Annotated in this window: 22 protein-coding genes and 2 pseudogenes; 12 read left to right on the top strand and 12 right to left on the bottom strand. The window is 72.7% G+C overall.

The features are described 5' to 3' along the window. The 4 genes and pseudogenes from AF1_RS22390 to AF1_RS22405 all read left to right on the top strand — a co-directional run. Window positions 1-1,288 (top strand): annotated as a pseudogene (locus tag AF1_RS22390) (hypothetical protein); the annotation flags it as partial. 105 nt (window positions 1,289-1,393) lie between these two features. After that, window positions 1,394-2,098, top strand: a complete 705-nt coding sequence (locus AF1_RS36850) for a helix-turn-helix transcriptional regulator (RefSeq protein ID WP_067802662.1) — start codon at window positions 1,394-1,396, stop codon at window positions 2,096-2,098. Beyond that, on the top strand, window positions 2,056-2,409 hold the full coding sequence (locus AF1_RS22400) for a hypothetical protein (RefSeq protein WP_131732766.1): 354 nt from the start codon (window positions 2,056-2,058) through the stop codon (window positions 2,407-2,409). Before AF1_RS36850 ends, AF1_RS22400 begins: the two co-directional genes overlap by 43 nt. Before the next feature lie 377 nt (window positions 2,410-2,786). Then, the gene (locus tag AF1_RS22405) at window positions 2,787-3,272 is read left to right on the top strand and encodes a DUF1062 domain-containing protein (protein ID WP_242608900.1); all 486 of its coding nucleotides are present in this window, start codon (window positions 2,787-2,789) and stop codon (window positions 3,270-3,272) included. A 110-nt stretch (window positions 3,273-3,382) separates the two neighbouring features. On the opposite strand, the gene AF1_RS22410 is transcribed toward AF1_RS22405, so the two are convergent. Further along, complete coding sequence (locus AF1_RS22410; protein WP_067802671.1) at window positions 3,383-3,778, bottom strand: RidA family protein; 396 nt, start codon at window positions 3,776-3,778, stop codon at window positions 3,383-3,385. A 136-nt stretch (window positions 3,779-3,914) separates the two neighbouring features. On the opposite strand from AF1_RS22410, the gene AF1_RS22415 reads away from it, so the two are divergent. Next, the gene (locus AF1_RS22415) at window positions 3,915-4,895 is read left to right on the top strand and encodes a helix-turn-helix transcriptional regulator (protein ID WP_067802675.1); all 981 of its coding nucleotides are present in this window, start codon (window positions 3,915-3,917) and stop codon (window positions 4,893-4,895) included. 89 nt (window positions 4,896-4,984) lie between these two features. Here AF1_RS22415 and AF1_RS22420 read toward each other — a convergent pair whose 3' ends face one another. From AF1_RS22420 to AF1_RS22440, 5 genes are all read right to left on the bottom strand, one after another. Then, on the bottom strand, window positions 4,985-5,530 hold the full coding sequence (locus AF1_RS22420; RefSeq protein WP_067802678.1) for an ATP-binding protein: 546 nt from the start codon (window positions 5,528-5,530) through the stop codon (window positions 4,985-4,987). Window positions 5,531-5,950: 420 nt separating this feature from the next. Further along, the gene (locus AF1_RS22425) at window positions 5,951-6,157 is read right to left on the bottom strand and encodes a DUF3040 domain-containing protein (RefSeq protein WP_067802680.1); all 207 of its coding nucleotides are present in this window, start codon (window positions 6,155-6,157) and stop codon (window positions 5,951-5,953) included. A 57-nt stretch (window positions 6,158-6,214) separates the two neighbouring features. Next, window positions 6,215-7,789 (bottom strand): glycoside hydrolase family 10 protein, encoded by a 1,575-nt coding sequence (locus tag AF1_RS22430; RefSeq protein WP_242608899.1) that lies wholly within the window; start codon window positions 7,787-7,789, stop codon window positions 6,215-6,217. Window positions 7,790-7,908: 119 nt separating this feature from the next. Continuing rightward, window positions 7,909-8,859, bottom strand: coding sequence for a S1C family serine protease (locus tag AF1_RS22435; RefSeq protein ID WP_067802685.1), 951 nt, complete (start codon window positions 8,857-8,859; stop codon window positions 7,909-7,911). A gap of 557 nt (window positions 8,860-9,416) precedes the next feature. After that, complete coding sequence (locus tag AF1_RS22440; protein WP_067802688.1) at window positions 9,417-9,980, bottom strand: dihydrofolate reductase family protein; 564 nt, start codon at window positions 9,978-9,980, stop codon at window positions 9,417-9,419. Window positions 9,981-10,336: 356 nt separating this feature from the next. Between AF1_RS22440 and AF1_RS22445 the strand changes: the two genes are divergently transcribed. From AF1_RS22445 to AF1_RS22470, 6 genes are all read left to right on the top strand, one after another. Next, window positions 10,337-11,017 carry a spermidine synthase family protein gene (locus AF1_RS22445; protein ID WP_067802690.1) on the top strand — a complete coding sequence of 227 codons (681 nt, stop codon included), beginning with the start codon at window positions 10,337-10,339 and terminating at the stop codon, window positions 11,015-11,017. A 102-nt stretch (window positions 11,018-11,119) separates the two neighbouring features. Next, entirely contained in the window at window positions 11,120-11,710 is a 591-nt protein-coding gene (locus AF1_RS22450; protein ID WP_067802693.1) for a biotin transporter BioY, read from the top strand. A 177-nt stretch (window positions 11,711-11,887) separates the two neighbouring features. Further along, window positions 11,888-13,123 carry an isochorismate synthase gene (locus tag AF1_RS22455; RefSeq protein WP_067802696.1) on the top strand — a complete coding sequence of 412 codons (1,236 nt, stop codon included), beginning with the start codon at window positions 11,888-11,890 and terminating at the stop codon, window positions 13,121-13,123. A gap of 82 nt (window positions 13,124-13,205) precedes the next feature. Next, window positions 13,206-14,222 carry a helix-turn-helix transcriptional regulator gene (locus tag AF1_RS22460; RefSeq protein ID WP_067802699.1) on the top strand — a complete coding sequence of 339 codons (1,017 nt, stop codon included), beginning with the start codon at window positions 13,206-13,208 and terminating at the stop codon, window positions 14,220-14,222. A gap of 86 nt (window positions 14,223-14,308) precedes the next feature. After that, on the top strand, window positions 14,309-14,791 hold the full coding sequence (locus AF1_RS22465) for a cation:proton antiporter regulatory subunit (RefSeq protein ID WP_067802702.1): 483 nt from the start codon (window positions 14,309-14,311) through the stop codon (window positions 14,789-14,791). Window positions 14,792-14,797: 6 nt separating this feature from the next. Continuing rightward, complete coding sequence (locus AF1_RS22470; RefSeq protein ID WP_067802704.1) at window positions 14,798-16,030, top strand: cation:proton antiporter; 1,233 nt, start codon at window positions 14,798-14,800, stop codon at window positions 16,028-16,030. Window positions 16,031-16,061: 31 nt separating this feature from the next. On the opposite strand, the pseudogene AF1_RS33575 reads toward AF1_RS22470, so the two are convergent. The 3 genes and pseudogenes from AF1_RS33575 to AF1_RS22480 all read right to left on the bottom strand — a co-directional run. After that, window positions 16,062-16,295 (bottom strand): annotated as a pseudogene (locus AF1_RS33575) (3-oxoacyl-ACP reductase); the annotation flags it as partial. A gap of 27 nt (window positions 16,296-16,322) precedes the next feature. Further along, window positions 16,323-17,138, bottom strand: a complete 816-nt coding sequence (locus AF1_RS22475) for an Fpg/Nei family DNA glycosylase (protein WP_067802707.1) — start codon at window positions 17,136-17,138, stop codon at window positions 16,323-16,325. 21 nt (window positions 17,139-17,159) lie between these two features. Continuing rightward, window positions 17,160-18,185 carry a fatty acid desaturase family protein gene (locus AF1_RS22480; protein ID WP_067802711.1) on the bottom strand — a complete coding sequence of 342 codons (1,026 nt, stop codon included), beginning with the start codon at window positions 18,183-18,185 and terminating at the stop codon, window positions 17,160-17,162. Window positions 18,186-18,392: 207 nt separating this feature from the next. Between AF1_RS22480 and AF1_RS22485 the strand changes: the two genes are divergently transcribed. Continuing rightward, window positions 18,393-19,184, top strand: a complete 792-nt coding sequence (locus tag AF1_RS22485) for a tyrosine-protein phosphatase (protein ID WP_067802715.1) — start codon at window positions 18,393-18,395, stop codon at window positions 19,182-19,184. A 152-nt stretch (window positions 19,185-19,336) separates the two neighbouring features. Here AF1_RS22485 and menD read toward each other — a convergent pair whose 3' ends face one another. The 3 genes from menD to AF1_RS22500 all read right to left on the bottom strand — a co-directional run bounded on the left by menD (window position 19,337) and on the right by AF1_RS22500 (window position 22,915). After that, the gene (gene menD, locus AF1_RS22490) at window positions 19,337-21,004 is read right to left on the bottom strand and encodes a 2-succinyl-5-enolpyruvyl-6-hydroxy-3-cyclohexene-1-carboxylic-acid synthase (protein WP_067802718.1); all 1,668 of its coding nucleotides are present in this window, start codon (window positions 21,002-21,004) and stop codon (window positions 19,337-19,339) included. Beyond that, complete coding sequence (locus AF1_RS22495) at window positions 21,001-21,951, bottom strand: o-succinylbenzoate synthase (protein WP_067802722.1); 951 nt, start codon at window positions 21,949-21,951, stop codon at window positions 21,001-21,003. The genes menD and AF1_RS22495 overlap by 4 nt, the downstream gene beginning before the upstream one ends. Before the next feature lie 64 nt (window positions 21,952-22,015). After that, on the bottom strand, window positions 22,016-22,915 hold the full coding sequence (locus tag AF1_RS22500; RefSeq protein WP_067802725.1) for a 1,4-dihydroxy-2-naphthoyl-CoA synthase: 900 nt from the start codon (window positions 22,913-22,915) through the stop codon (window positions 22,016-22,018). Window positions 22,916-22,998: the final 83 nt, after the last annotated feature.

Here is a 22,998-nt window from a genome sequence, read left to right on the forward strand (position 1 = left end):
CGAAGCGCCGCGGGCCCACCACGAGCAGCCGTCCCCGCCGCCCGCGCCGGCGGATCCGTTCGCCGCGGACGCGCCGCCGCCGCGGATCGCGCCTCCGCCTGCCCCGGCGGTGCCCGAACCCCGGCCGCAGGCACCGGCCCAGCCGCCCAGTCCACCACCTGGTCCGGTGCCCGAGCCGCCGTCGTGGCCGCGGCCGGACGCGACGACGGCCGACGCGCCGCCCGCCCCCGTCGTCCCCGCGCAGCCCCCGGCGCCGCCACCGGGGCCCGAGCCGGTGTGGCCGGCGGAGCCGCAGCGGACGCAGCTGGACACCGACGCGTTCAGGACCCAGCTCGATCCGGGCCCGGCATGGCCCGGCACCGGCACTCCCGCACCGCCGGTCCCGGCGCCGTCACCGCCGCTCGACCCCGCCCCGCAGGCGGATCTTCCGCCGCCGCCGGTGCCGGTGCCCGAGCCGCCCCCGCCGCTGCCGCCCGCCCCGGTGCCCGCGCAGGTCCCGCAGGTCGCCGAGGCGTACGGGATCCGGTTCCTGTGCGGCGCCGACGACATCGAACGCGTCGTCACCGAGGTGCGGCGGCGCGGCAAGTGGGCACGGCGGCTGCGCGGGCAGGAGGTGTCGAGCGCGTCGGCGCCGGCGCTGCTGCTGATCGGCGCGCCGTCCAGCGGGCAGCGGCGGCTGGCCCGGATGGTGGCGCGCGCGCTGGCGGAGGTGGAGGCCTCCAGCGGCGAGGTCCACGGCGTGCACGCCGAGGATCTGCGTGAGCACGGCCCCGACGGGCTGCGCGCCGCGCTGATGGAACACGCGGGCCACGTGCTGCTGCTGGACGGCCTGGACGGGCTGATCCTGGACGAGGCCGACGGCGCCGCCTACGCCTCCGTGCTGTACCGGACGCGGCTGGAGGGCGTGAACGACACGGCGCTGCTGGGGACGTGCGAGCCGGACCGGGTCGGAGAGCTGACGGCGGCGTCGCCGGAGCTGACGGCGGACCTGCGGGCGGTGCGGCTGCCGGATCTGACCGATCCGCGGGCACGGGCGGCGCTGGTGCGGCTGCTGGCCGAGGAACGCAGCCTGCGGCTCGGCGCCGACGCGCAGGCGGTGGTGGACCGCGAGGTGGGGTCGCTGCGGCCGCGGGGGCGGCTGACCGGCGCGCGGCTGGTGGAGTCCTACCTGGACCGTGCCGCGACACGGCATCTGGGCAGCGCGGAGGCGACGCAGGCGATCGGCAGCGCACTGTCGCTGACGGCGGCCGATTTCGAGGGGCTGGCGGCGGAACTGTCGGGCCGCTGACCCCGCCGCCTGCCCGGTTAGCCGTGCCCGCCCGGTTCGCCGTGCCGGGAGGTTTTTGGGTCCCGGGGGCGGTGAAATGCCGGTGGGCGGGGTCACGATGAGTGTGTGGATCGCATCGACCGGCTGCTGGCGCTCGTCGCCGAGCTGCGTGCCGCCCGCTCCGAGCCGCTGGACCCGCCGGTCCTGGCGGCGCGGCTGGGGGTCAGTGAGCGGACCGTCCGCCGTGACCTGGAGCTGCTGACGCACGGCGGGCTGCCGGTGCGGGCGCGGAAGGGCCGCGGCTACGTGCTGCCCGAGCCGCCGGGCCCGGCGCCGCTGAGCGAGGTGGAGTCGCTGATGGGGCCGGTGCGCGAGACGCTCGCCGAGGCGGTCCGCACCCGCCGGGTCGTCCGGCTCGCCTACACCGACCAGGCGGGGGCGCGCAGCTTCCGGGACGTGGAGGCGCACGGCCTGGTCATCGCCCCCTACGGGGAGTACCTGGTGGGGTGGTGCCGGATGCGGGACGGGCCGCGGATGTTCCGGCTGGACCGGATCGGGGCCGCGTTCCTGGCGGGGCGGAGCGGGCAGGTGCGGGATCTGGACGAGCTGCTGGCGGTGCTGCGGGTGCCGGTGCCGCGTCCGCGGGCGGGTGCGGGTGCGGGCCCGCGGGGCCCGGCGGGGGCGGCGCGGGCCCGGGCGTGGACGCTGGACCGGCTGGAGTTCGTGCGGTCGCGGCTGCGCGGGGTGAGGAGCCGGTGCTCGCGGGGCGCCGCCCACTGTTCCCGCCGGTGTTCGACCGGGAGCTGGCCTATGACGCGCGGGAGCGGATGATCCAGGACGCGATGGCGTTGCGGTCGCTGGGCGAGGTGGCGCGCGATCTGGAGGAGGTCCTGAGGGCGGTGGCGCATTGGGCGGCGGACTGCGACGACGGGTTGTGGGAGGGCGAGCTGCCCGATCCGCGCCCCTACGGCCCGCCGGGTCCGCCGCGCCCGCTGGCGGATCTGCTGGCGGGCCGGCGCGGCCCCCTCGCCCACATCGAGTGGCATCTGGACCGTCTCGCCGATGAGCCGCCGCTGCCGCTGGGCGACGAGGACGAGGACGAGGACGTGTGGATCGTGGACCGCTGCCCCCTGCAGGCGTGACGGGGGTTGAGGAACATCGGAACTGTGATTCTTGGAACCGGCGGTAAGCCTCAGCCGCTGCTGGTCAGTCGCCGGAAAACCGTTTGAGCCTTCCTTCTGCGTTCCTGTACGTTGCCTGCGGCCCATCGCAGTGAGGACAGAGGACAAAACCGCGTGACCCCGCCTGCTCTTTAGACCTGACACCTTCTTCCGCTCACCTGTAGCCGACGTTCCCGCCGGTTCTGCCGGGCTGCCCTTGTGCGCCCGGTCATACAGCGTTCGAGGTCGCGCGTAATCGGCCTCGTGTCAGGTCTAGAGAGATCATGTCTTCACAACCTCATACCGTGCTGCCCTGGGCTGTTCGTCGGACCAGGCTGCCTCTGCTGTCGTTGCGGTGCGTGGGCTGCCGGTCGGAGTCGGCCACCACCGGCGAGGGCAGGTTCCGCGTCAACGCCAACGGCAAGCTGCTGGAGGTGTGGCTGCTGGTCCGCTGCGTATCCTGCGATCGGACGAGCAAGCTCACCGTGCGCGAGCGGGCGCCGGTCAGATCCTTCGATCCGGCCGAGCTCCACGGCTACCGCGTCAACGATCCGGAACTGGTGGCGTCCAGGCTGCTGGATCCGCTGCTCGCCCGGCGCAACCGCTTCGCCCTGGACTGGACGGGGGCCTGGCGGCTGGACACCCCGTCGGCATGGTTCGAGGAGGCGTGGCCGGTCCCGGTGGAGGTCGTCTTCGAGGACCCGGTTCCGGTGCGCCCGGAACGGCTCATCGCGCAAGGGCTCGGCCTCAGCAGGAACGAGGTACTGCGCCGGATCAAAAGCGACATTCCGCTGCGCCGTCCGACGAGTACCGGATTCACCTTCACCGTGATGGCCAGGGACTAGCGAAAATGTAGCCGCGGCACGCGCGATCCCCATCCTGAGCACCGGAAATCGCCCACCCGCCCGCTACTCGTGCCGCCTCCGGCAGCCCTGCCGGAGGCGGCGAGGCCGCATCACGCGACGGCGGTCCCCTCAAGCTCGACCATCAGGTCGGGGATCGCCAGCCGTGTCACCCCGAGCATCGTGGTGGACGGTGCCACCCCGGCGGCGCCCAACCGCGACGCCAGCACGCCGTAGTGCTCGAAGAGCCGATCGACGTCGGTGGTGTAGACGTTGAGCCGGACCAGGTTCGCGAGGGACATGCCGGCCTCGCCGAGCACGGCCTCCAGGTTGTCGAGGCTCAGCGCCAGCTGCGCCGCCATGTCATCAGTGTGCTGGGGCTTGCCGTCGCCGCTCATCGCGGTCTGCCCGGCGCAGTACAGGGTCCGGGTGTGCCCGGAGACGATCTCACCCTGGTGGTACCCCATCTCCACCGACCACGCCCACGGGTTGACCGCCGTTCGCTCCATTGCCGCATTCGCTCCATTCGATTCGTCGACATTACGCATGCCGATCAGTTCGGTGGCCGCCATCTTTTTGGTGGCGCTGATGAGCCTCCCAACAAATCACGACATCCTGTGTCGTGTATTTCGATAAAGTTCTCGCATGCGCGCCGATCGGCTGGTCTCGCTGGTGTTGCTGCTGCGGCAGCACGGTCGGCTGTCCGCGGCCGCGCTGGCCCGCGAGCTGGAGGTGTCCACCCGCACCGTGCTGCGCGACATCGAGGCGCTGTCCGCGGCCGGCGTCCCGGTCTACGCCGAACGCGGCCGGCACGGCGGTTTCGCGTTGCTGCCCGGTTTCCGGACCGAGCTCACCGGGCTGAACCACGACGAGGCCCTTGCCCTGCTGGTCGCCGGATCGCGGCGCGGCGCGCAGGCATTCGGTCTCGGCTCGGCGCTCGCTTCGGCGATGCTCAAGGTGGTCGACGCGCTACCCGAAAGCTATCGGGACACCGCGGCCGGCGCGGCCGAGCGATTGCTCATCGACCCGGAGACCGATCTCCTCTCGCGCCGGCTGGTCGTCGAGGAGGTGCCTGACGCCGTAGTGGCCGAGGTTCGGCGCGCGGTGTTCGCCGGACGCAAGTTGCGCATCTACTACGCGGCCGCGGGTCAGACCCCGAAGTGGCGCACGGTGGACCCGATCGGCCTGGTCACCGTACGCGACCAGGGCTACTTGCTGGCCACGAGGTCGGGCGCGGACCGCACCTACCGGCTGTCCCGGGTCTTGGCCGCCGAGGAACTCGCCGAACCCGCACAGCGTCCAGACCGGGTCGATCTGGACCGGGCCTGGCAGGAACGCAGCACGCGGTTCCGGACCGGCGGGGACCAGGTCACCGTGCTGGTACGGATGGACCCGGCGCGGCGGGAGGACCTGGTGGGCACCGCGCTGGCCGTCCGCGCCGAAGAAACCGACGCGGACGGCAGGCTGCGGCTGGAGGTGACCTTCCAAGATCCGAGACACGCCGAATGGGCGCTGTGGCGGCTCGCCGCGAGCGCCGAAGCCCTGGCCCCGCAGTGGTTGCGCGCCGCCCTGCGCGACCGCGCCGCCGCGATCGCCGCCTCCTACGGGTGTCAGCCTGAGAGTTGATGGGCGGTTCGCCTGCCAGGCCGTCATGACGATCAGCGGGGCGAAGGTCTTGACGGCACTCACTGGGGAGCCGTGACGCGGGGCCGGGGTCAGCGGGCGGGTGCGGTGCGGGGGGTGAGGTGGCGGGTGAACCAGACGGTCTTGCCAGGCGGCGCGGGCCGGGCGCCGAACTCGGTGGCGAGGGCGGCGACAAGGAGCAGTCCGCGGCCGCCCTCGGACCAGTCCGGGACGCCGGGCGGCGCGGCGGGGGCGGCGGGCGCGGCCGGGTCGGCGTCGCCGACCTCGGCGGTGAGGACGGCGCCGTCGATGCACAGGGCGAGGCGGACGGGCCCGGTGCCGTGCACGACGGCGTTGGTGACGAGTTCGTCGACCATGAGGACGATGTCGCCGGTCTCGGCGGGGTCGGTGACGTGCCAGCGCCGCAGCGTCCGGGCGGTGAGGTCGCGGGCGCGGGAGGCGGCGCGGATCTCGGCGGCCAGCGCCCAGACCGCCGCCCCGCCGGCGGCGCCGTCCGCGCCGTCCGCGCCGTCCGCGCCGTCCTGCCCGCCGTCCTGCCCGCCGTCCTGCCCGCCGTCCTGCTCGCCGTCCGCCGCGGTGCCGGCGGGTGTTGCGGTCGCGGTGTCCGTGGTGTTCATTGCACTGTCCCCCGTTTTCTGCGGCATGTCCGGTATACGGCCGCGGGCGGCGGCCCCCAGCCGCGCGGTCATAGTCAGGACGCGTGCGGCCGAGGGGTGGTGCACGGGCGCAGGCAACCCTCACCCGGGGGTGAGGTGAGCGACACACGCGGGGCGGCGGTGGAGGAGGCACCCGCCGGGAGCCGTTACAGTGGATGCGTCGGTGTGGCATGTGTCCCCCGGGCTCTACCTGACGCCTTCGGGGAATACCGCCGGTCCCATGCGGTCCGGGCTGGAGCTTCGTTGTGCCTTTCGCCGTGAGGCGACCACCACACCGGCTTGAACGCCGAGGCCCCGGCGAGATCGATCTCGCCGGGGCCTCGGCGTTCGCGTGTCCGCGGGCGGGGAGGTTCTGGCAGGGGTTCTGCGGGGGACGGGGGGCTACAGGACGGCTGCCGCGACCGCGGCGCCGGCCGCGGCGAGAACGAGGATGACGGCGGTGGCGGCCAGGACGATGGTGCGGATGCGGATGCGGTACGTGCGGGGGGTGCCGAGGCGGGCGAGGCGCTGGGCCAGCCGGGGATCGTCCTCGCTCAGGCGGACCTCGATCTGGGTGAGGATCCGCTGCTCCTCCATCGACAGCGCCATGCTTGCAACCTCCGGGGGGTGATCAGGTGTCTGGTTCATCCCCCAAGATCATGATCATTATCCCTTCGGGACGGTGACCGCCGCGCCGCGTGCGGGAGCGCTTTCGTGGTGGAGCCGGTCGAGGGCGGTGACGTAGTAGGTGTAGGTGCGGCCGGGTTTGGCGGTGGGGTCGATGATGCCGCCGCCGCGGATGCCGGCGATGAGGTCCCGGGGGTCGACGGGGGCGCAGCCGGGGCGGGTGCCGTCGGCGCGGTAGACGGCGTAGGACGTGGCGCCCTGGGAGGGGCGCCAGCCGACCCGCACGCCCTTGCCTGCGGCTGGGGCGGCGGTGGTGCCGTGGACGGGCGGGGGCGCGGTGCCACTGCCGGCGACGGGCCGCAGGGCGGGACGGCTGTAGTGGTCGCCGCGGAGGCGGGCGGCGAATCCGCGGCGGTTGGCGGCGATGTCGGAGGCGCTGAAGAACACGTCACCGCGGACCTGCGGGTACCGGGCGTTCACGGTGAGGTGCCGTGACAGCTCGGCGGGGTTCCTCCAGGTGGCGTCGGCGCCGACGCGGTATCCGGCCTGCCCGATGGTCAGCTGCACGCCGGTGCCCTTGACCTGGTCGGCCCACCAGGCGACGAGCTTGGCGTAGTCGGCGCGGGGGTCGCCGATCGGCCAGTACAGCTGGGGGGTGATGTAGTCGACCCACCCCTTTTTGATCCATGTGCGGGTGTCGGCGTAGATGTCGTCGTAGCTCTGCAAGGCGCGGGTGGGTGATCCGGCGGGGTCGCTGGTCCTGTTGCGCCAGACCCCGAAGGGGCTGATGCCGAACCGGACCCACGGCTTGGCGCCGTGGATCTTGCGTGACAGCGACTCCACGAGGGTGTCGACGTTCTTGCGGCGCCAGTCGCCGCGGTTCATGCCCTTGCCGTAGGTCTTGTAGGTGGCCTCGTCGGGGAAGTCGCCGTCCTCGGGATAGGGGTAGAAGTAGTCGTCGAAGTGGACGGCGTCGATGTCGTACTTGGTGACGACGTCCATGACGGCCTGGGTGGCCAGGTCCCGGACCTGCGGCAGGCCCGGGTCGTACCACAGGCCCTCGCCGTAGCGGCGGACCCAGTCGGGGTGCCGGCGGGCGGGGCTCTTGGGCGACAGTTTGCTCACATCGCCTTGGCGGGACACCCGGTAGGGGTTGAACCAGGCGTGGAACTCCAGGTTGCGGGCGTGGGCCTCCTTGAGCATGAACGCCAGGACGTCGTAGCCGGGGTCCTTGTCCTGCGTGCCGGTGATCCACTGCGACCACGGCTCGTAGGGCGAGGCGTAGAACGCATCGGAGTTGGGGCGGATCTGGACGAACACCGCGTTCATGTTCATCGCGGTCGCGGTGTCGAGGAGCTTGACGAACTGCCTCTTCTGCGCGTCGGCGTCCGCGCCGGCGTTCTTGGGCCAGTCGGTGCCGCCGACGGTGGTGATCCACATGCCGCGCAGCCGCCGGGCCTTGGAGTCGCCGGGCGCGGCGATCCGCGCGCACTCGGCCTTGGCTCCGGGGGGCACGGCCCCGCCTCCCCCGCGTTCGCCGGTGCCGCCGAGCGTGGGGATGCCGCAGGCGGCGAGCGCACCCGCCGACACTCCCGCCGTCACCGCCGCCGCCACTGCCCGGGTCCTAGATCGCCATGCCATAGCCGCCCATTGTTACGCACCCGTTGCGATGCTCGGGCCACATCCGCCACCGGCGCCGTCCCCCCGGCACGGGGTTTCGCGGCGCGCGGCGGTCAGGCGTGCTCGGCGTCGAGTTCGACGGGCTCGGCGATGACGTCGACCAGGGCACCGTTGCGCAGCACGGTGATGGGCAGGGGCCGGCCGATGGCCTCGGCGAACATCAGCCTCTGCAGCGACTGGGCGTGCGCGACCGGGGCGCCGCCGGCGGTCAGCACCAGGTCGCCGCGCCGCAGCCCGGCACGCTCGGCCGGACTGCCTGGCACGACCTGCGCGACGCGCAGCGCGCCGTCCTGCCCGAGGCGGGCGCGCAGCGGCGCGGGGACGGGGACGGGCCCGGCGGCCAGGCCGAGGTAGGCGCGGCGGACGCGGCCGTGGCCGATCAGCGCGGCGATGATGCGGCGGGTCGTGGCGTTGACGGGGACGGCCAGGCCGAGGCCGATCCCGGCGACGGCGGTGCTGACACCGACGACACGGCCGCGGGCGTCGGCGAGCGCGCCACCGGAATTGCCCGGGTTGAGGGCGGCGTCGGTCTGGATGACGTCCTCGATGACGCGGACGGCGGTGCCGGAGCGGGTGGGCTGCGCGGTCGGCAGGGACCGGCCCAGCGCCGACACCACGCCCGCGGTGACCGACCCGGCCAGGCCGAGCGGGTTGCCGACGGCCACGACCAGCTGCCCGACGACCAGGGCGTCGGCGTCGCCGAGGATGACCGGTCCGGGGACGGGCCCCTCGGCGCGGACGACGGCCAGGTCCGACAGCGGGTCGCTGCCAGCGACGGTGAACGCGGCCGTGGTGCCGTCGGCGAACGCGGCCTGCCCGCCGGACGCCGAGCCGACGACGTGGGCGTTGGTGAGCAGGAACCCGTCGCCGGTGAACACGACCGCCGACCCGGCGCCCTCCCCGCGGTGGTGCCGGACGCGCAGCGCCGCCACGCGCGGTGTCAGCTCGCGGGCGACCCCGGACACCACGCGGGAGTAGGCGTCCAGCGGCTCGGTCTCGTCCATGACGACCTCCCGAATGATTACAACATTACACATTAACCATCCGGGCGGAAGGGCTGTTCCCCCACCGGTCCGCGGGGACCGGGGATCCCAGGAGTATGCGCCGAAAACCAACGGATATCCCTGACCTGCACTGATGCCGAGAGCTGGGATCAGCGGTGTTGGCGCGGGCAGCGCGTCATTCGTCGCCGGGGCGGGTGGTTCGTCGAGATCGGGATTGCGGGTTACCGGCCCCGGCCAGTCGGCGACGTAGGCGATGACGGTGTCTTGGGTGATGGCGAACAGCGGCGCCTCCAGGTCCAAGAGGGCGTCGATGTCGGTGGTCGACAGTGCCCGGGTGCGGCCGGGGGCGCGGCCGCGCCGGCGGAGCCGCCGGGTCGGATCGGTGCTGAGCCGGCCCTGGTCGATCCAGAAGGTCGACCAGGTCGAGGCTGTCGCGGCGAAGTACGCGGCGGACTGGTCTGCCCGGGGACACCGCAAGATCGCCGCGATGATGCGCGCCGACGGCTACGAGGTGTCGACGTCGACCGTGGAACGGGCGCTGCGCCGAGGTTGGGTACTCAGCGCCTGGTCTCGTACCTGGTCAGGAGTACGCCGTCGGGGAACGTCCGGGTCTCCATCAGGGTCAGGTTCACCCAGTTGTCCAGGGCCGTAAAGAACGGCGTGCCGCTGCCCACCAAGACCGGTGCGGTGACCAGCACGTACTCGTCGATCAGCCCGGCCCGCATCGCCGCTGCGGCAAGTGTGGCGCCGCCGATGTCCATGGGGCCGCCATCCTCGGCCTTGAGCCGGGTGATCTCGGTGACCGCGTCGCCGGTGACCAGGCGGGTGTTCCAGTCGACCGTGCTGATCGTGGAGGAGAACACCACCTTCGGCATGTCCCGCCAGCGGCGGGCGAACTCGATCTCCGCCGGTGTGGCGCCGGGCTGCTGGTCGGCGGTCGGCCAGTGGGAGCTCATCGTCTCCCACAATTTGCGCCCGTACAGCGCCAGGCCGGTCGCCCCCACCCGGTCGGACCACCACTGGAACAGCTCGTCGCTCGGTACGCTCCAGCCGAGGTCGTCGCCGGGCGCGGCGATGTAGCCGTCCAGGCTCAGGTTCATGCCGTAGGTCAGTTTCCGCATGGCGTCAGCCTCCTGTGAGCCGGTACTCGGCGTACAGACCAGCACGGCGCGGAAAAATCATCGGTCAGGCCACACCGAGGGCCGGTTCACCACCACGCCAAGCGGATGCTGCGTACGGAAGGGAACCCCGTACGTACACCCGACGCCAGGACGCTCGGACCGCCATGACCTTGACCCGCCTCCCGCCCGACAAGGACGACTCCAGCGAGTGGTGATAGTTCACGATCACCGTGTTGGCCTCGCGCAGGGTGTCCTCGCGCACGTACCACTACTGGGTCCAGGCCAGCACGTCGTAGGGCACCCCGCACGCCCTGCCCCGGGCGGGGCGGGGGCGCGGTGGGGCTAGGGTGCGGGGCATGGGAATCGCTGTGGCAGGGGAGCCGGTGGTGGTGGAGCGCGCCGCCGGCGTCGGCGGTGAGCTGGTGCTGCGCCGCGCCGGCACCGACTACGAGATCATCAGCAACGGCGTGTTCCTCATGGACACCCGCAACGGCGAGTCCGAGCGGCTGCTGGTGCGCACCGCCCTGCAGGGGCTGGACGGGCCGGTGCGGCTGCTCATCGGCGGCCTGGGCGTCGGGTTCTCCCTCGCCGAGGCGCTCACCCTGCCGCAGGTGGCGCACGTCACCGTCGTCGAACGCGAACCCGCCGTCATCACCTGGCACGGCACGCTGCTGCGGCCCTGGTCGCAGGGCGCCCTGGACGACCCCCGCGTGACCGTGCGGCGCGCCGACCTCCTCGACGTCGTCGCCGCCCCCGGCACCGGCCGTTTCGACGCGCTGTGCCTGGACATCGACAACGGCCCCGACTGGACGGTCACCCCCGGCAACGCCCGCCTCTACGCCCCCACCGGCCTGGACCTGCTCGCCCGGCTGCTGACTCCCCGCGGCGTCCTCGCGGTGTGGAGCGCGAACGCCGCACCGGCGTTCGAGGCGCTGCTGCGCGAACGGTTCACGCGGGTACGGGCCCGCCCGGTCCCGGTGCCGCGCGGCGAGCCCGACGTCGTCTACCTGGCCGCGCAGCCGCGCACCGGGGAGTGACCCGACAAACCGGGCCGGCAGGTTTCTGTAGCCCCACCCGCTCCCACCTCGGAAAACCCATTCGCTAAGTTTCGGCCTAGCAAAACCTATTTGGGAGGATTTGTGGCTACTGCCCATGCAGCCCAGCGGCGCCCCGCCGTCCTGGGCGACCTGCTGCCCGGCTCGCTGGCCCGCGACGCCGCCCTCGTCGCCGGTTCCGCCGCCCTCGTCGGCATCGCCGCGCAGATCGCGGTCCCGCTGCCCGGCACCCCCGTCCCGGTCACCGGGCAGACCTTCGCCGTCCTGCTCGCCGGCGCCGCCCTCGGCTTCGGCCGCGCGGCCCTCGGCATGCTCGTCTACCTGCTCGCCGGCATGGCGGGCGTCCCCTGGTTCACCGACGGCGCCTCCGGCACCGGATTCCCGACACTCGGCTACATCATCGGCTTCGTCATCGCCGCCGCCGTCGTCGGGCGCCTCGCCCAACTCGGCGGCGACCGCACCCCGCTGCGCACCGTCGGCACCATGCTCACCGGCACCGTCATCATGTACGCCGCCGGCGTCCCCTACCTGATGGCCGCCCTGCACGTCGACCTCGCCAAGGCCATCGACCTCGGCATGACCCCGTTCCTGGCCGGCGACGCGCTGAAGGTGCTGCTGGCCGCCGCGCTGCTGCCCGCCGCCTGGAAGCTCACCGGCGCCGGCCACCGCGGCTGACCCGCCCGCCCGTCCGTCCCGTCCCCGCGCATGGGAACGGGACGGACGGGCATAGGCACCCCGCACATCAGCGAGCCGCCCACGGGCCGCCCGGGGATCGAGCGTGTGGCGCACACCTCACACCGCTCCCCCGCCCCGACCATTTGAACAGGTTCAAATCTGGCGTACAGTGGCCTCGTGAAGCTCGCCGTGACAGCACCGGACCGACTCACCGTCCGCACCGTCCCGGTCCCCGACCCGGGCGACCTCATCGCGCGGCTTCCGCACCCCTCCGCCCTCGCCTGGATCCGGCACGGCGAGGGCATCGTCGGCTGGGGCGAAGCCGCCCGCCTCACCCTCCCCGGCGGCGACGACCGCTTCACCGCCGCCACCCGCCTGCTCACCGACCTGTTCGGCGCCGCCGACGTCGACGACCCCGTCGCCGTCCCCGGCTCCGGGCCCGTCGCATTCGGCGCCTTCGGCTTCGACCCCAAATCCCCCGACTCCACCCTCATCATCCCCCGCCGCATCCTCGGCCGCCGCGACGGCACGGCATGGCTCACCACCATCGGCGACGACACCGACCCCCTCACCCTCGCCAACCCGCCCCGGCCCCCCGAAAACCTGCGCTGGAGCGGCGGCGCCCTCCCCGAGCACGACTGGAAACAGGCCGTCGCCACCGCCGTCGACCGCATCAGGCAGGGACACCTCGGCAAGGTCGTCCTCGCCCGCGACCTCACCGCCCGCTCCACCACCCCCATCGACGCCCGCGTCCTGCTGCGACGCCTCGCCGCCCGCTTCCCCGGCTGCTACACCTTCTCCTGCGCCGGCATGGTCGGCGCCACCCCCGAACTCCTCATCCGCCGCACCGGCGGCGACATAGAATCCCTCGTCCTGGCCGGCACCACCGCCCGCGGCGCCACCCCCGCCGACGACCAGGCCCGCGCCGGGCACCTGTTCACCTCCGCCAAGGACCGCGAAGAACACCGCTACGCCGCCGAAATGGTCCGCGACGCCCTCGCCCCCCTGTGCGCCCACCTGACCGTCCCGGACCAACCCGAACTGCTCACCCTCCCCAACGTCATCCACCTCGCCTCCCCCATCACCGGGCACCTGGCCGCCGACCGGTCCGTCCTGGACGTCGTCGCCGCCCTGCACCCCACCCCCGCCGTCTGCGGCACCCCCACCGACATCGCCCTCGACCTCATCCGCGAACTCGAGGGCATGGACCGCGGCCGCTACGCCGGCCCCGTCGGCTGGGTCGACGCCCGCGGCGACGGCGAATGGGGCATCGCGCTGCGCTGCGCCGAGATCAACGGCACCCGCGCCCGCCTGTTCGCCGGCTGCGGCATCGTCGCCGACTCCGACCCCGCCGCCGAACTCGCCGAAGCCCACACCAAGTTCCGCCCCATGCAGTACGCACTCCAGGGCTGACCCGCCGCCCGGCACAAACGACAGACCAGCACAAACGACAGACCAGCACAAACGACAGACCAGGACGCGGCAGACTAAGACGATGCGCGCGAGCCGGCTGCTGTCCCTCCTGCTGCTCCTGCAGACCCGCGAACGCATGACCGCACGCGAACTCGCCACCGAACTCGAAGTCTCCATCCGCACCATCTACCGCGACGTCGAATCCCTCAGCGCCGCCGGCGTCCCCATCTACGCCGACCGCGGCCCCGACGGCGGATACCGCCTCCTCGGCGGATACCGCACCCGCCTCACCGGCCTCACCGAAGCCGAAGCCGCCTCACTCCCCCTGTCCGGCATCCCCGGCCCCGCCACCCAACTCGGCCTCGGCGACGTCCTGGCCGCCGAACTCAAACTCCTCGCCGCCCTCCCACCCGCCCTGCGCACCCGCGCCACCCGCATCCGCGAACGCTTCCACCTCGACGCCCCCGGCTGGTTCCGCACCCCCGACCAAGTCCCCCACCTGCACGCCATCGCCGACGCCGTCTGGAACCAGCACCGCATCCAGGTCCGCTACCACCGCTGGAAACACCCCCAGCACGTCACCCGTACCCTCGACCCCCTCGGCGTCGTCCTCAAGGCGGGCACCTGGTACCTCATCGCCCGCCCCACCCACCCCGACCCCGACCACCCCGGCCCGCCGGAACCCCGCACCTACCGCATCTCCCGCGTCCTCACCCTCCACACCCTCACCGAACACTTCGACCGCCCCGGCGGATTCGACCTCGCCGCCCACTGGACCGCCTACACCCAACGCTTCGAAGCCGACTCCTACCCCGGCCAGGCCACCATCCGGCTCTCCCCCAACGGCCTCGCCCGCGCCGCGATCCTCCTCCCACCCGTCATGGCCCGCGCCGCCCGCACCACCGCCACCGCCCCCGGACCGGACGGATGGGTCCAGGCCACCCTCCCCATCGAATCCGTCCGCCACGCCCACGTCGAAATCCTCAAACTCGGCGCCGACGCCGAAGCCCTCGACCCGCCCGAACTCCGCGACATGATCACCGAAACCGTCCGCGCACTCGCCACCCGGTACGCTTCAAAAGCCTCCCATCTGCGATGATGACCGGCCATACCCGGCGCCCCACCCCACCACGGCCCGGGACGGTCACCAACGACCCGGCACAGCGAAACGGAGGACGAAGCACCGTGGACGTCGAACGGACCGCGTTGCCCGGAATCGGCCTGCAGCACGTCATGACCACCGCACGAGGCCGCCAGATCGGCGTCATCTCCCACCGCACCGGCCGCCGCGACCTGGTCATCTACGACAGGGAAGACCCCGACAGCTGCATCGCCACCGTCGCCCTCACCCCCGACGAGGCCACCGCCATCGCCGAACTCCTCGGCACCGGACGCATCGTCGAACACCTCGCCGAACTCCACCGCCAGGTCGACGGCCTCGTCACCGAACAGTTCCCCATCCCCGCCGGCTCCCCCTACGACGGCCGTCCCCTCGGCGACACCCGCGCCCGCACCCGCACCGGCGCCTCCATCGTCGCCGTCGTCCGCGGAGGCGAGGTCATCGCCAGCCCCCGCCCCGACTTCACCTTCACCGCCGGAGACATCATCGTCGTCGTCGGCACCGGCGAGGGCACCGCCGCCGTCGCCCAGATCCTCACCGACGGCTGACCACGCATGCACTCAGCCGTCCAACTCATCGAACTCGGCGCGATCATCCTGGCCCTCGGCCTGCTCGGCGCCGTCTCCGTTCGCTTCTCCATCTCCCCCATCCCGCTCTACCTCATCGCCGGCCTCGCCTTCGGCTCCGGCGGCATCCTCCCCCTCACCACCAGCGAGGACTTCGTCTCCGTCGGAGCCGAAGTCGGCGTCATCCTCCTGCTGTTCAGCCTCGGCCTCGAATACACCGCCGGCGAACTCGTCGGCACCCTGCGCACCTCCGCACCCGTCGGCCTCGCCGACCTCGCCCTCAACGCCGCCCCCGGCGTCGCCGCCGCCCTCCTGCTCGGCTGGGGCCCCGTCGCCGCCGTCGCCATGGGCGGCATCACCTACGTCACCTCCTCCGGCATCACCGCCAAAGTCATCGGCGACCTCGGCTGGCTCGGCAACAGAGAAACCCCCTCCGTGCTCTCGGTCCTCGTCTTCGAAGACCTCGCCATGGCCGCCTACCTGCCCATCCTCACCACCCTGCTCGCCGGCGCCGGCCTGCTCGGCGGCGCCACCGCCCTCGCCATCGCCGCCGCCACCATCACCGCCATCCTCTACATCGCCCTCCGCCACGGCACCCTCGTCGAACGCTTCGTCACCAGCCCCAGCGAAGAAGTCCTCCTGCTCAAGGTCCTCGGCCTCACCCTCCTCGTCGCCGGCATCGCCCAGCGGCTCCAGGTGTCGGCCGCCGTCGGCGCGTTCCTCGTCGGCATCGCCCTGTCCGGCACCCTCGCCCACACCGCCCAGCGGCTCCTCACCCCCCTGCGCGACCTGTTCGCCGCCGTCTTCTTCGTGTTCTTCGGCCTGCACACCGACCCCGCCGACCTGCTCCCCGTCCTCGGCACCGCCGCGGCCCTCGCCGCCACCGGCATCCTCACCAAGATGGCCACCGGCTGGATCACCGCCCGCCGCGCCGGCATCGCCACCACCGGACGACTACGCGCCGGCACCGCCCTCATCCCCCGCGGCGAATTCAACATCGTCATCGCCGGACTCGCCGTCAGCGCCGGAACCACCCCGCGCCTCGGCCCCCTCGCCGCCGCCTACGTCCTCATCCTCGCCATCGCCGGCCCCCTGCTGGCCCGCACCGCCGAACCCGCCGCCGCCCGCCTGCGGCACCGGCGCGCACAACGCCGCACACCCCAGACCGACGACGACGTCCCCCTCCCCTCCAGACCCGCCCCCGCCGGCGAGAGGGCCTGAAGCAGCAACCGAACGGCCCCCACCCGCCGTCGATGAGATGGTCGGCTCCGGTGGTGCTCGCCGCGAGCGGGGAAGCAAGGCAGGCGACCAGGGCGGCGACCTCTGCCGGTTCCACGAGCCGTCCCGTGGTCATGCCCATCGCCGCGGGCAGCCCGGCCACCAGCTGCTCCCGCGCCAGCCCGAGTGAGGCAGCGAGCTGGGCACCGTAACCGTCGGGCGACTCCCACATGGCGGTGCGCACCGGTCCGGGCGACACCGTACGCACGCGTTCCGCGCCACCCGAGGCCGGTGCTCAAACGGCGGACGGCTGGCAGCCCGGACACCAGAACAGGTTCCGGCCCGCCAACTCCACCGCCGCCACCGGCGTCCCGCACACCAGGCACGGCTGCCCCGCACGCCGGTACACATACACCTCACCACCATGATCATCCACCCGCGGCGCACGCCCCATCGCCTCCGGCGTGTGCTCCGGGCGAACCGTGTCGATCCGCCCCACCCGCACACCCTCCGCCATCAGCAGCACCAGATCGTCCCAGAGCGCCGACCACTGCTCCGCCGTCACCCGCCGCCCCGGCAACAGCGGATCGATCCCCTGCCGGAACAGCACCTCCGCCCGGTAGATGTTCCCCGGACCCGCCACCACCGACTGATCCATCAGCAACACCGCGATCGGCGTCCGCGCCCGGCTCACCCGCCGCCACGCCACCTCCGGATCGGCATCCACCCGCAACGGATCAGGCCCCAGCCGATCCCGAAGCCGCTTCACCTCACCCGGCTCCAGCACCTCGCACGTATTGGGACCCCGCAGATCCGCGACATGCCCGCCACCCACCAGCCGCAACCGCACCACCCCCACCGGCGCCACCGCCGGCGACTCCCCGAACACCCACCGCCCATAGATCCCCAGATGGACGTGCAGCGTCAGCTCATCGTCGAACCCGAGCAGCAGATGCTTGCCATGCGCGTCCGCCACCGACAGCACCCGCCCGTCCAGCCGCCGCGCCCCCTCGGCGAAACGCCCCTGCGGGCTCGTGGCGGAAACGGTGAGACCGCCGAACATCCGCTGATGCTCGACGGCCAGGCGATGAATCGTGTGTCCCTCCGGCATGGCCGGAGCATAGCCCCGTCCCTACCGCGACGACCCCCCGACCGCCCGCATGTGACCAAGAGCCTGCCGATACGACGCGAACAACCCCGTCTCGGTGTAAGGGACGCCCACCGCCGCGCAGTGCTCCATCACCAGCGGCCGCACCCGCCGCAGGCCACACCGCGGAATCCCCGGGAACAGATGATGCTCGATCTGGTAGTTCAACCCGCCCATCAGCCAGTCGGTGACCACCCCGCCCCGCACGTTCCGCGACGTCAGCACCTGCCGCCGCAGATGACCCCACCGCTCCCCCGGCCCCGGCATCGCCATGCCCTTGTGATTCGGCGCGAACACCGCCCCCAGATGCACACCGAACAGCGCGTGCTGCACCACGATCAGCGCCACCGCCTTGCCCGCCGGCAGCAACGTGAACGCCAGTGTCAGATACCCCACCGCGTGGGCCAGCAGCAGACCGCCCTCCACCAGACGGTCACGCCCGGGCCGCCCCCGCAGGAACACCAGGCTCCCCACCTTCAAATTGACGCCCTCCAGCGTCAGCAGCGGAAAGAACAGCACCGCCTGATGCCGCGCCACCCACCGCGCCACCCCCCGCTTCCGCCCGGCCTGCTCCCGCGTCCACGCCAGAACCCCCTCCCCTACATCGGGATCCTTCCCCACAAGGTTCGGATTGGCGTGATGCCGGTTGTGCTTGTCGCTCCACCACCCGTGCCCCATGCCCAGCAGCAGATTCCCCAGCAGCAACCCGAGCCACCGATTCGCCCGGGCGCTCCGCGCGATCTGCCGATGCCCCGCGTCATGCCCGAGGAACGCCGTCCGCGCCGCCACGACCGCCAGCGGAACACCGAGCAGGACCGTCCACCAGCCGTCCCCCGCCCACGCGACCGCACCCCACACCGCAGCCGTCGCGGCCAGATTCAGCCCGATCGCCCGCGCATAGTAGCCGCGGCGGCGCTCCAGCAGCCCGCTCTCGCGGACCCGCCGCGCCAGCACGGTGAACTCACTACCGGACGAACGGGGCGGAGCGGACACGGAGAGAGTGACGGTCATGAAATCTCCATTCCCAACAGGGCCGAAACGACTACTCGAAAGCTACGGAGCGTGAAACCGCACGGTCGCCCCGCTGTGGAGCCAACTTCGCTCTGGCTCGCAGGTCCCGGTCGCGGCATACCCGCCTCATCTCCCAGGTCGGTCTTCCCAGGAGAACGGGACCCTGCGCAAAAGCCCGGCCACCGCGGCCCTATAAGGTCACAAGTCATGGACGATGGCTCGCGATGGATCGAACTGGACGGTGCAGTCAACGCTCGCGACCTCGGCGGCCTCCCCACCGCCGACGGCCGCACCACCCGGCTCGGGCGCCTCCTGCGCTCCGACAACCTCCAGGACCTCACCGTCACCGACGTCCGCCTCCTCCTCGACGGCTACGCCCTGAAGAACGTCATCGACCTGCGCAGCGACGCTGAAGTACGCCTCGAAGGACCCGGCCCCCTCACCCGGATACCGTCCGTGACCGTCCACCATCTGTCACTGTTCCCCGAAGGCGGCCGCCACACCGACGTCGCCGCCGATGTCGACAAGGCGCTCCCCTGGCAGGAACGTCCCGCCGACGACCCCGAAGAGGACCGCTCGACCGGCCACTACCTCGGCTACCTCGCCGACCGGGGCGACTCCATCGTCGCCGCCCTGCGCGTCATGACCCGCACCGACGGCTCCGCACTGGTGCACTGCGCCGCCGGCAAGGACCGCACCGGAGTCGTCTGCGCCCTCGCCCTCGACGTCGCCGGCGTCACCCGCGAGGCGATCGTCGCCGACTACGCCCAGACCGGTGAACGGCTGGCGGCGATCCTGCGCCGTCTGCGCGCCAGCGACACCTACGCCGCCGACCTGGACTCCCGGCCCGCCGACACCCACCGGCCCCACGCCGCCATCATGGAGAAACTCCTCGCCCGCATCGACGAGGAGTTCGACGGGACCCTCGGCTGGCTGTCCGGCCACGGCTGGACCGACGAGGACACCCACGCCCTACGCGACCGCCTCCTGTCCGCGTAACACCGCCGACAAGGACAGCGGCCCCACCCGGTGGGTGAGTGGTTTTGAGACTGGTTTTTGGCTGGTGGGTGGGCTACCAGCCCCACGTCTTTACATTGTAAGTTCAAGGTTGGGACGTCGCCGGGAGTGGGGACCACCGGGGTTCGAGAAGGTCAGGCCAGGACGTCGCGGACGGCCGCCTGGGCGGCCTTGCGGAGGTCGGCGTGCAGCACCGCGTTCGCTTCCCTGTCGGTGCGGGCCTCGATGATCCGCAGCCCCTCCCCCGCGATCGCCTTCGGCAGGTCCGCGGCGGCGTCCAGGCACCGGTACGGGAGGCGGTGCGCGGCGGCGATCGCCTCCAGATCCACCCGGTGCGGGGTGCCGAAAACGCGCTCGAACGGGCCGTGCAGCGCCGCCTGCGGCAGCAGCGAGAAGATCCCGCCGCCCCGGTTGTTCACCACGACGATCGCGAGGTCCGGGCGCCGGTCGTACGGGCCGAGGATCAGCCCGTTCTGGTCGTGCAGGAACGCCAGATCACCCAGCAGCGCGTAGGAGCGGCCACTGTGCGCCAGCGCCGCGCCCATCGCCGTCGAGATCAGGCCGTCGATCCCGCTCGCACCCCGGTTCGCCATGATCCGGATGCCGCGGCGCGGCCGCATCACCTGGTCCAGGTCGCGGATCGGCATGCTCGCCGCCGTGAACAGCAGCGACCCGCTCGGCAGTCCGGCGGCCAGGTCACGCGCCAGCCGCGGCTCGGTCACCTCCGGCACCGCGTCCAGGACCGCGTCCACCGCCGCCGCGGCGGCCAGGTCCGCGGTCCGCCACGACTTCAGCCACGCGTCGTCGCCCGACACCACGGGGATCTCCACCTCGGGCGCCACCTGCGTCGCCGACCGGACGGGATCGGGCCAGTGCGCCAGATCCGGCGCGAGGACGATGTGCTCCTCCGCGCGGCGCAGCAGCGACAGCAGCGGACGCGACAGCCCCGGCTTGCCCAGCGTCACCACCACCTCGGGACGGTGCCGCTCCACGAACTCCGGGACGCCCAGCAGGAAATGATGCGACGACAGGGCGTGGTCACCGTAACGGGCGTTGCCGTTCGGCTCGGCCAGCACCGGCCAGCCGGCCATCGACGCCGCGGCCACGTACCGCTTGACGTTCACCGCGCCGTCCCCCACCACCAGGACGCCCCGGCGCGTCGGCGGGACGTGCAGCACCGAGCCGGGGGTGGCGGGACGCACCTTCGTCCACGCGCCCGTCACATCACCGTCAAGGGGCTCGCACCACGTCTCGTCCCCGTCCGGGATCAGCGGCTCCCGGAACGCCGCGTTCAGATGCACCGGCCCCGGCGACGGCGCCTGCGCCACCCCCCACGCGCGGCTCACCAGCGACCGCCAGTACGCCACCATCCCCGGCCGGTTCTCCGGGACGCCGATCTCGGTGCTCCACCGCGCCGCCGTCCCGTACAGCTTCACCTGGTCGATCGTCTGGTTCGCGCCGGTGTCGCGCAGCTCCGGCGGACGGTCCGCGGTGATCACGATCAGCGGCACACCGGACTCGTGCGCCTCGATCACCGCCGGGTGGAAGTTCGCCGCGGCCGTCCCCGACGTGCACACCAGCGCCACCGGACGCCCCGACCGCTTCGCGAGGCCGAGGCCGAGGAACGACGCCGACCGCTCGTCGATCCGCACGTGCAGCCGCACCCGGGCCGCCTCCTCGGCGGCCTGCAGCGCCAGCGCCAGCGGCGCCGACCGCGACCCCGGCGCCAGCACCACATCGGTCATCCCGCAGCGCAGCAGTTCGTCGACCAGGACGGTCGCCAGCGCGGTCGCCGGGTTCACGGCCCCACCTCGATCACCGGCGGACCGTCCATATGCTCCTGCGCGGCGAGCGCCCGGCGCCGCCACCCGGCCGCGGGCACCTCCCAGCGGCGCAGCGCCTCCTCGTCCACCACCGGCCGCCGCACCTCGATCTCCCCCGCCACCGGCCGCAGCGGGTCACCGGCGACGTCGCCCTCCAGCAGCGACAGCGTCGCCAGCCCGCACGCGTACGGCAGCTCCGGCAGCGCGGCGGCCAGCGCCACCCCCGCCGCCAGCCCCACCGACGTCTCCACCGCGCTCGACACCACCACCGGCAGCCCGCACGCCTCCGCGACCCGCAGCGCCGCCGCGACCCCGCCGAGCGGCTGCACCTTCAGCACCGCCACGTCCGCGGCATCCGCCGCCCGCACCTTCAGCGGATCCTCGGCGCGGCGGATCGACTCGTCCGCCGCGACCGGCACGTCCACCATCCGCCGCACCCGCGCCAGTTCCTCCAGCGTCGCGCAGGGCTGCTCGGCGTACTCCAGCTCCCAGCGGTCCAGCGACCTGATCATCCGGGCGGCGTGGTCGACGTCCCAGCCGCCGTTCACGTCGATCCGGATCCGGCCGTCCGGCCCGATCGCGGCGCGCACCGCCTCCACCCGCGCCATGTCGTCGGCGTCGCGCTGACCGCGCTCGGCGACCTTCACCTTCGCGGTGCGGCAGCCGGACTCCTTCACCATCTCGAACGCCCGGTCCGGGCCGACCGCCGGGATCGTCACGTTCACCGGGATCCGGCCGCGGACGGGCGCCGGCCAGCCGTCGTACGCGGCCTCCCTGGCGGCGGCCAGCCACCGGGCGCACTCGGCCGGGCCGTACTCGGCGAACGGCGAAAACTCCCCCCAGCCGGCAGGGCCCTGGATCAGGGCGCCCTCCCGCCGCGTCACACCACGGAATCGCGTCCGCATCGGGATGGAGTAGACCCGCACCCGCTAGACCCCCTGACCTGGCCGCCGACTCACGGTAGTCCGGATCACACCGTGCGTCCGGACATTAGTAGTACCACGGGAAACGAGACCAATCGGGGTCGCGCTTCTCCAGGAACGAGTCCCGCCCCTCGGCGGCCTCATCGGTGCCGTAGGCGAGGCGCGTCGCCTCACCGGCGAACACCTGCTGTCCGACCAGGCCGTCGTCGATCAGGTTGAAGGCGTACTTCAGCATCCGCTGCGCCGTCGGGCTCTTGCCGTTGACCTTGTGCGCCCACTCCAGGGCCGTCGCCTCCAACTCGGCGTGCGGGACGACCGCGTTGACCATCCCCATCCGGTGCGCGGCCTCCGCGTCGTACGTCTCGCCCAGGAAGAAGATCTCCCTCGCGAACTTCTGCCCCACCTGCCGCGCCAGATACGCCGACCCGAATCCGCCGTCGAAGCTCGCCACGTCCGCGTCGGTCTGCTTGAACCTGGCGTGCTCGCGGCTGGCCAGCGTGAGATCGCACACCACGTGCAGGCTGTGCCCGCCGCCGGCCGCCCAGCCCGGCACCACGCAGATCACGACCTTGCCCATCATCCGGATCAGCCGCTGCACCTCCAGGATGTGCAGCCGGCCGGCCCGCGCCGGGTCGATCGTGTCCGACGTCTCGCCCTCGGCGTACTTGTAGCCGTCCTTGCCGCGGATGCGCTGGTCGCCGCCCGAGCAGAACGCCCACCCACCGTCCTTGGGCGAGGGCCCGTTCCCGGTCAGCAGCACGCACCCGACGTCGCTGGACATGCGCGCGTGGTCCAGCGCCCGGTACAGCTCGTCCACCGTGTGCGGACGGAACGCGTTGCGCACCTCCGGGCGGTCGAACGCCACCCGCACGGTGCCGTGGTCCACGGCGCGGTGGTAGGTGATGTCGGTGAAACCGAACCCCTCGACCTCTTTCCACGCGTCCGCGTCGAACAGCTCCGAGACCATGTGTTCCTCTCCCCTGAAACGACCGCGCCGGCGGGTCGCGGCGACCGGTGCCCCATTCAACCGGTTCCCTGTTTGAACGCGTT

The sequence above is a fragment of the Actinomadura formosensis NBRC 14204 genome (assembly GCF_001552155.1).
Lineage (GTDB): Bacteria > Actinomycetota > Actinomycetes > Streptosporangiales > Streptosporangiaceae > Spirillospora > Spirillospora formosensis.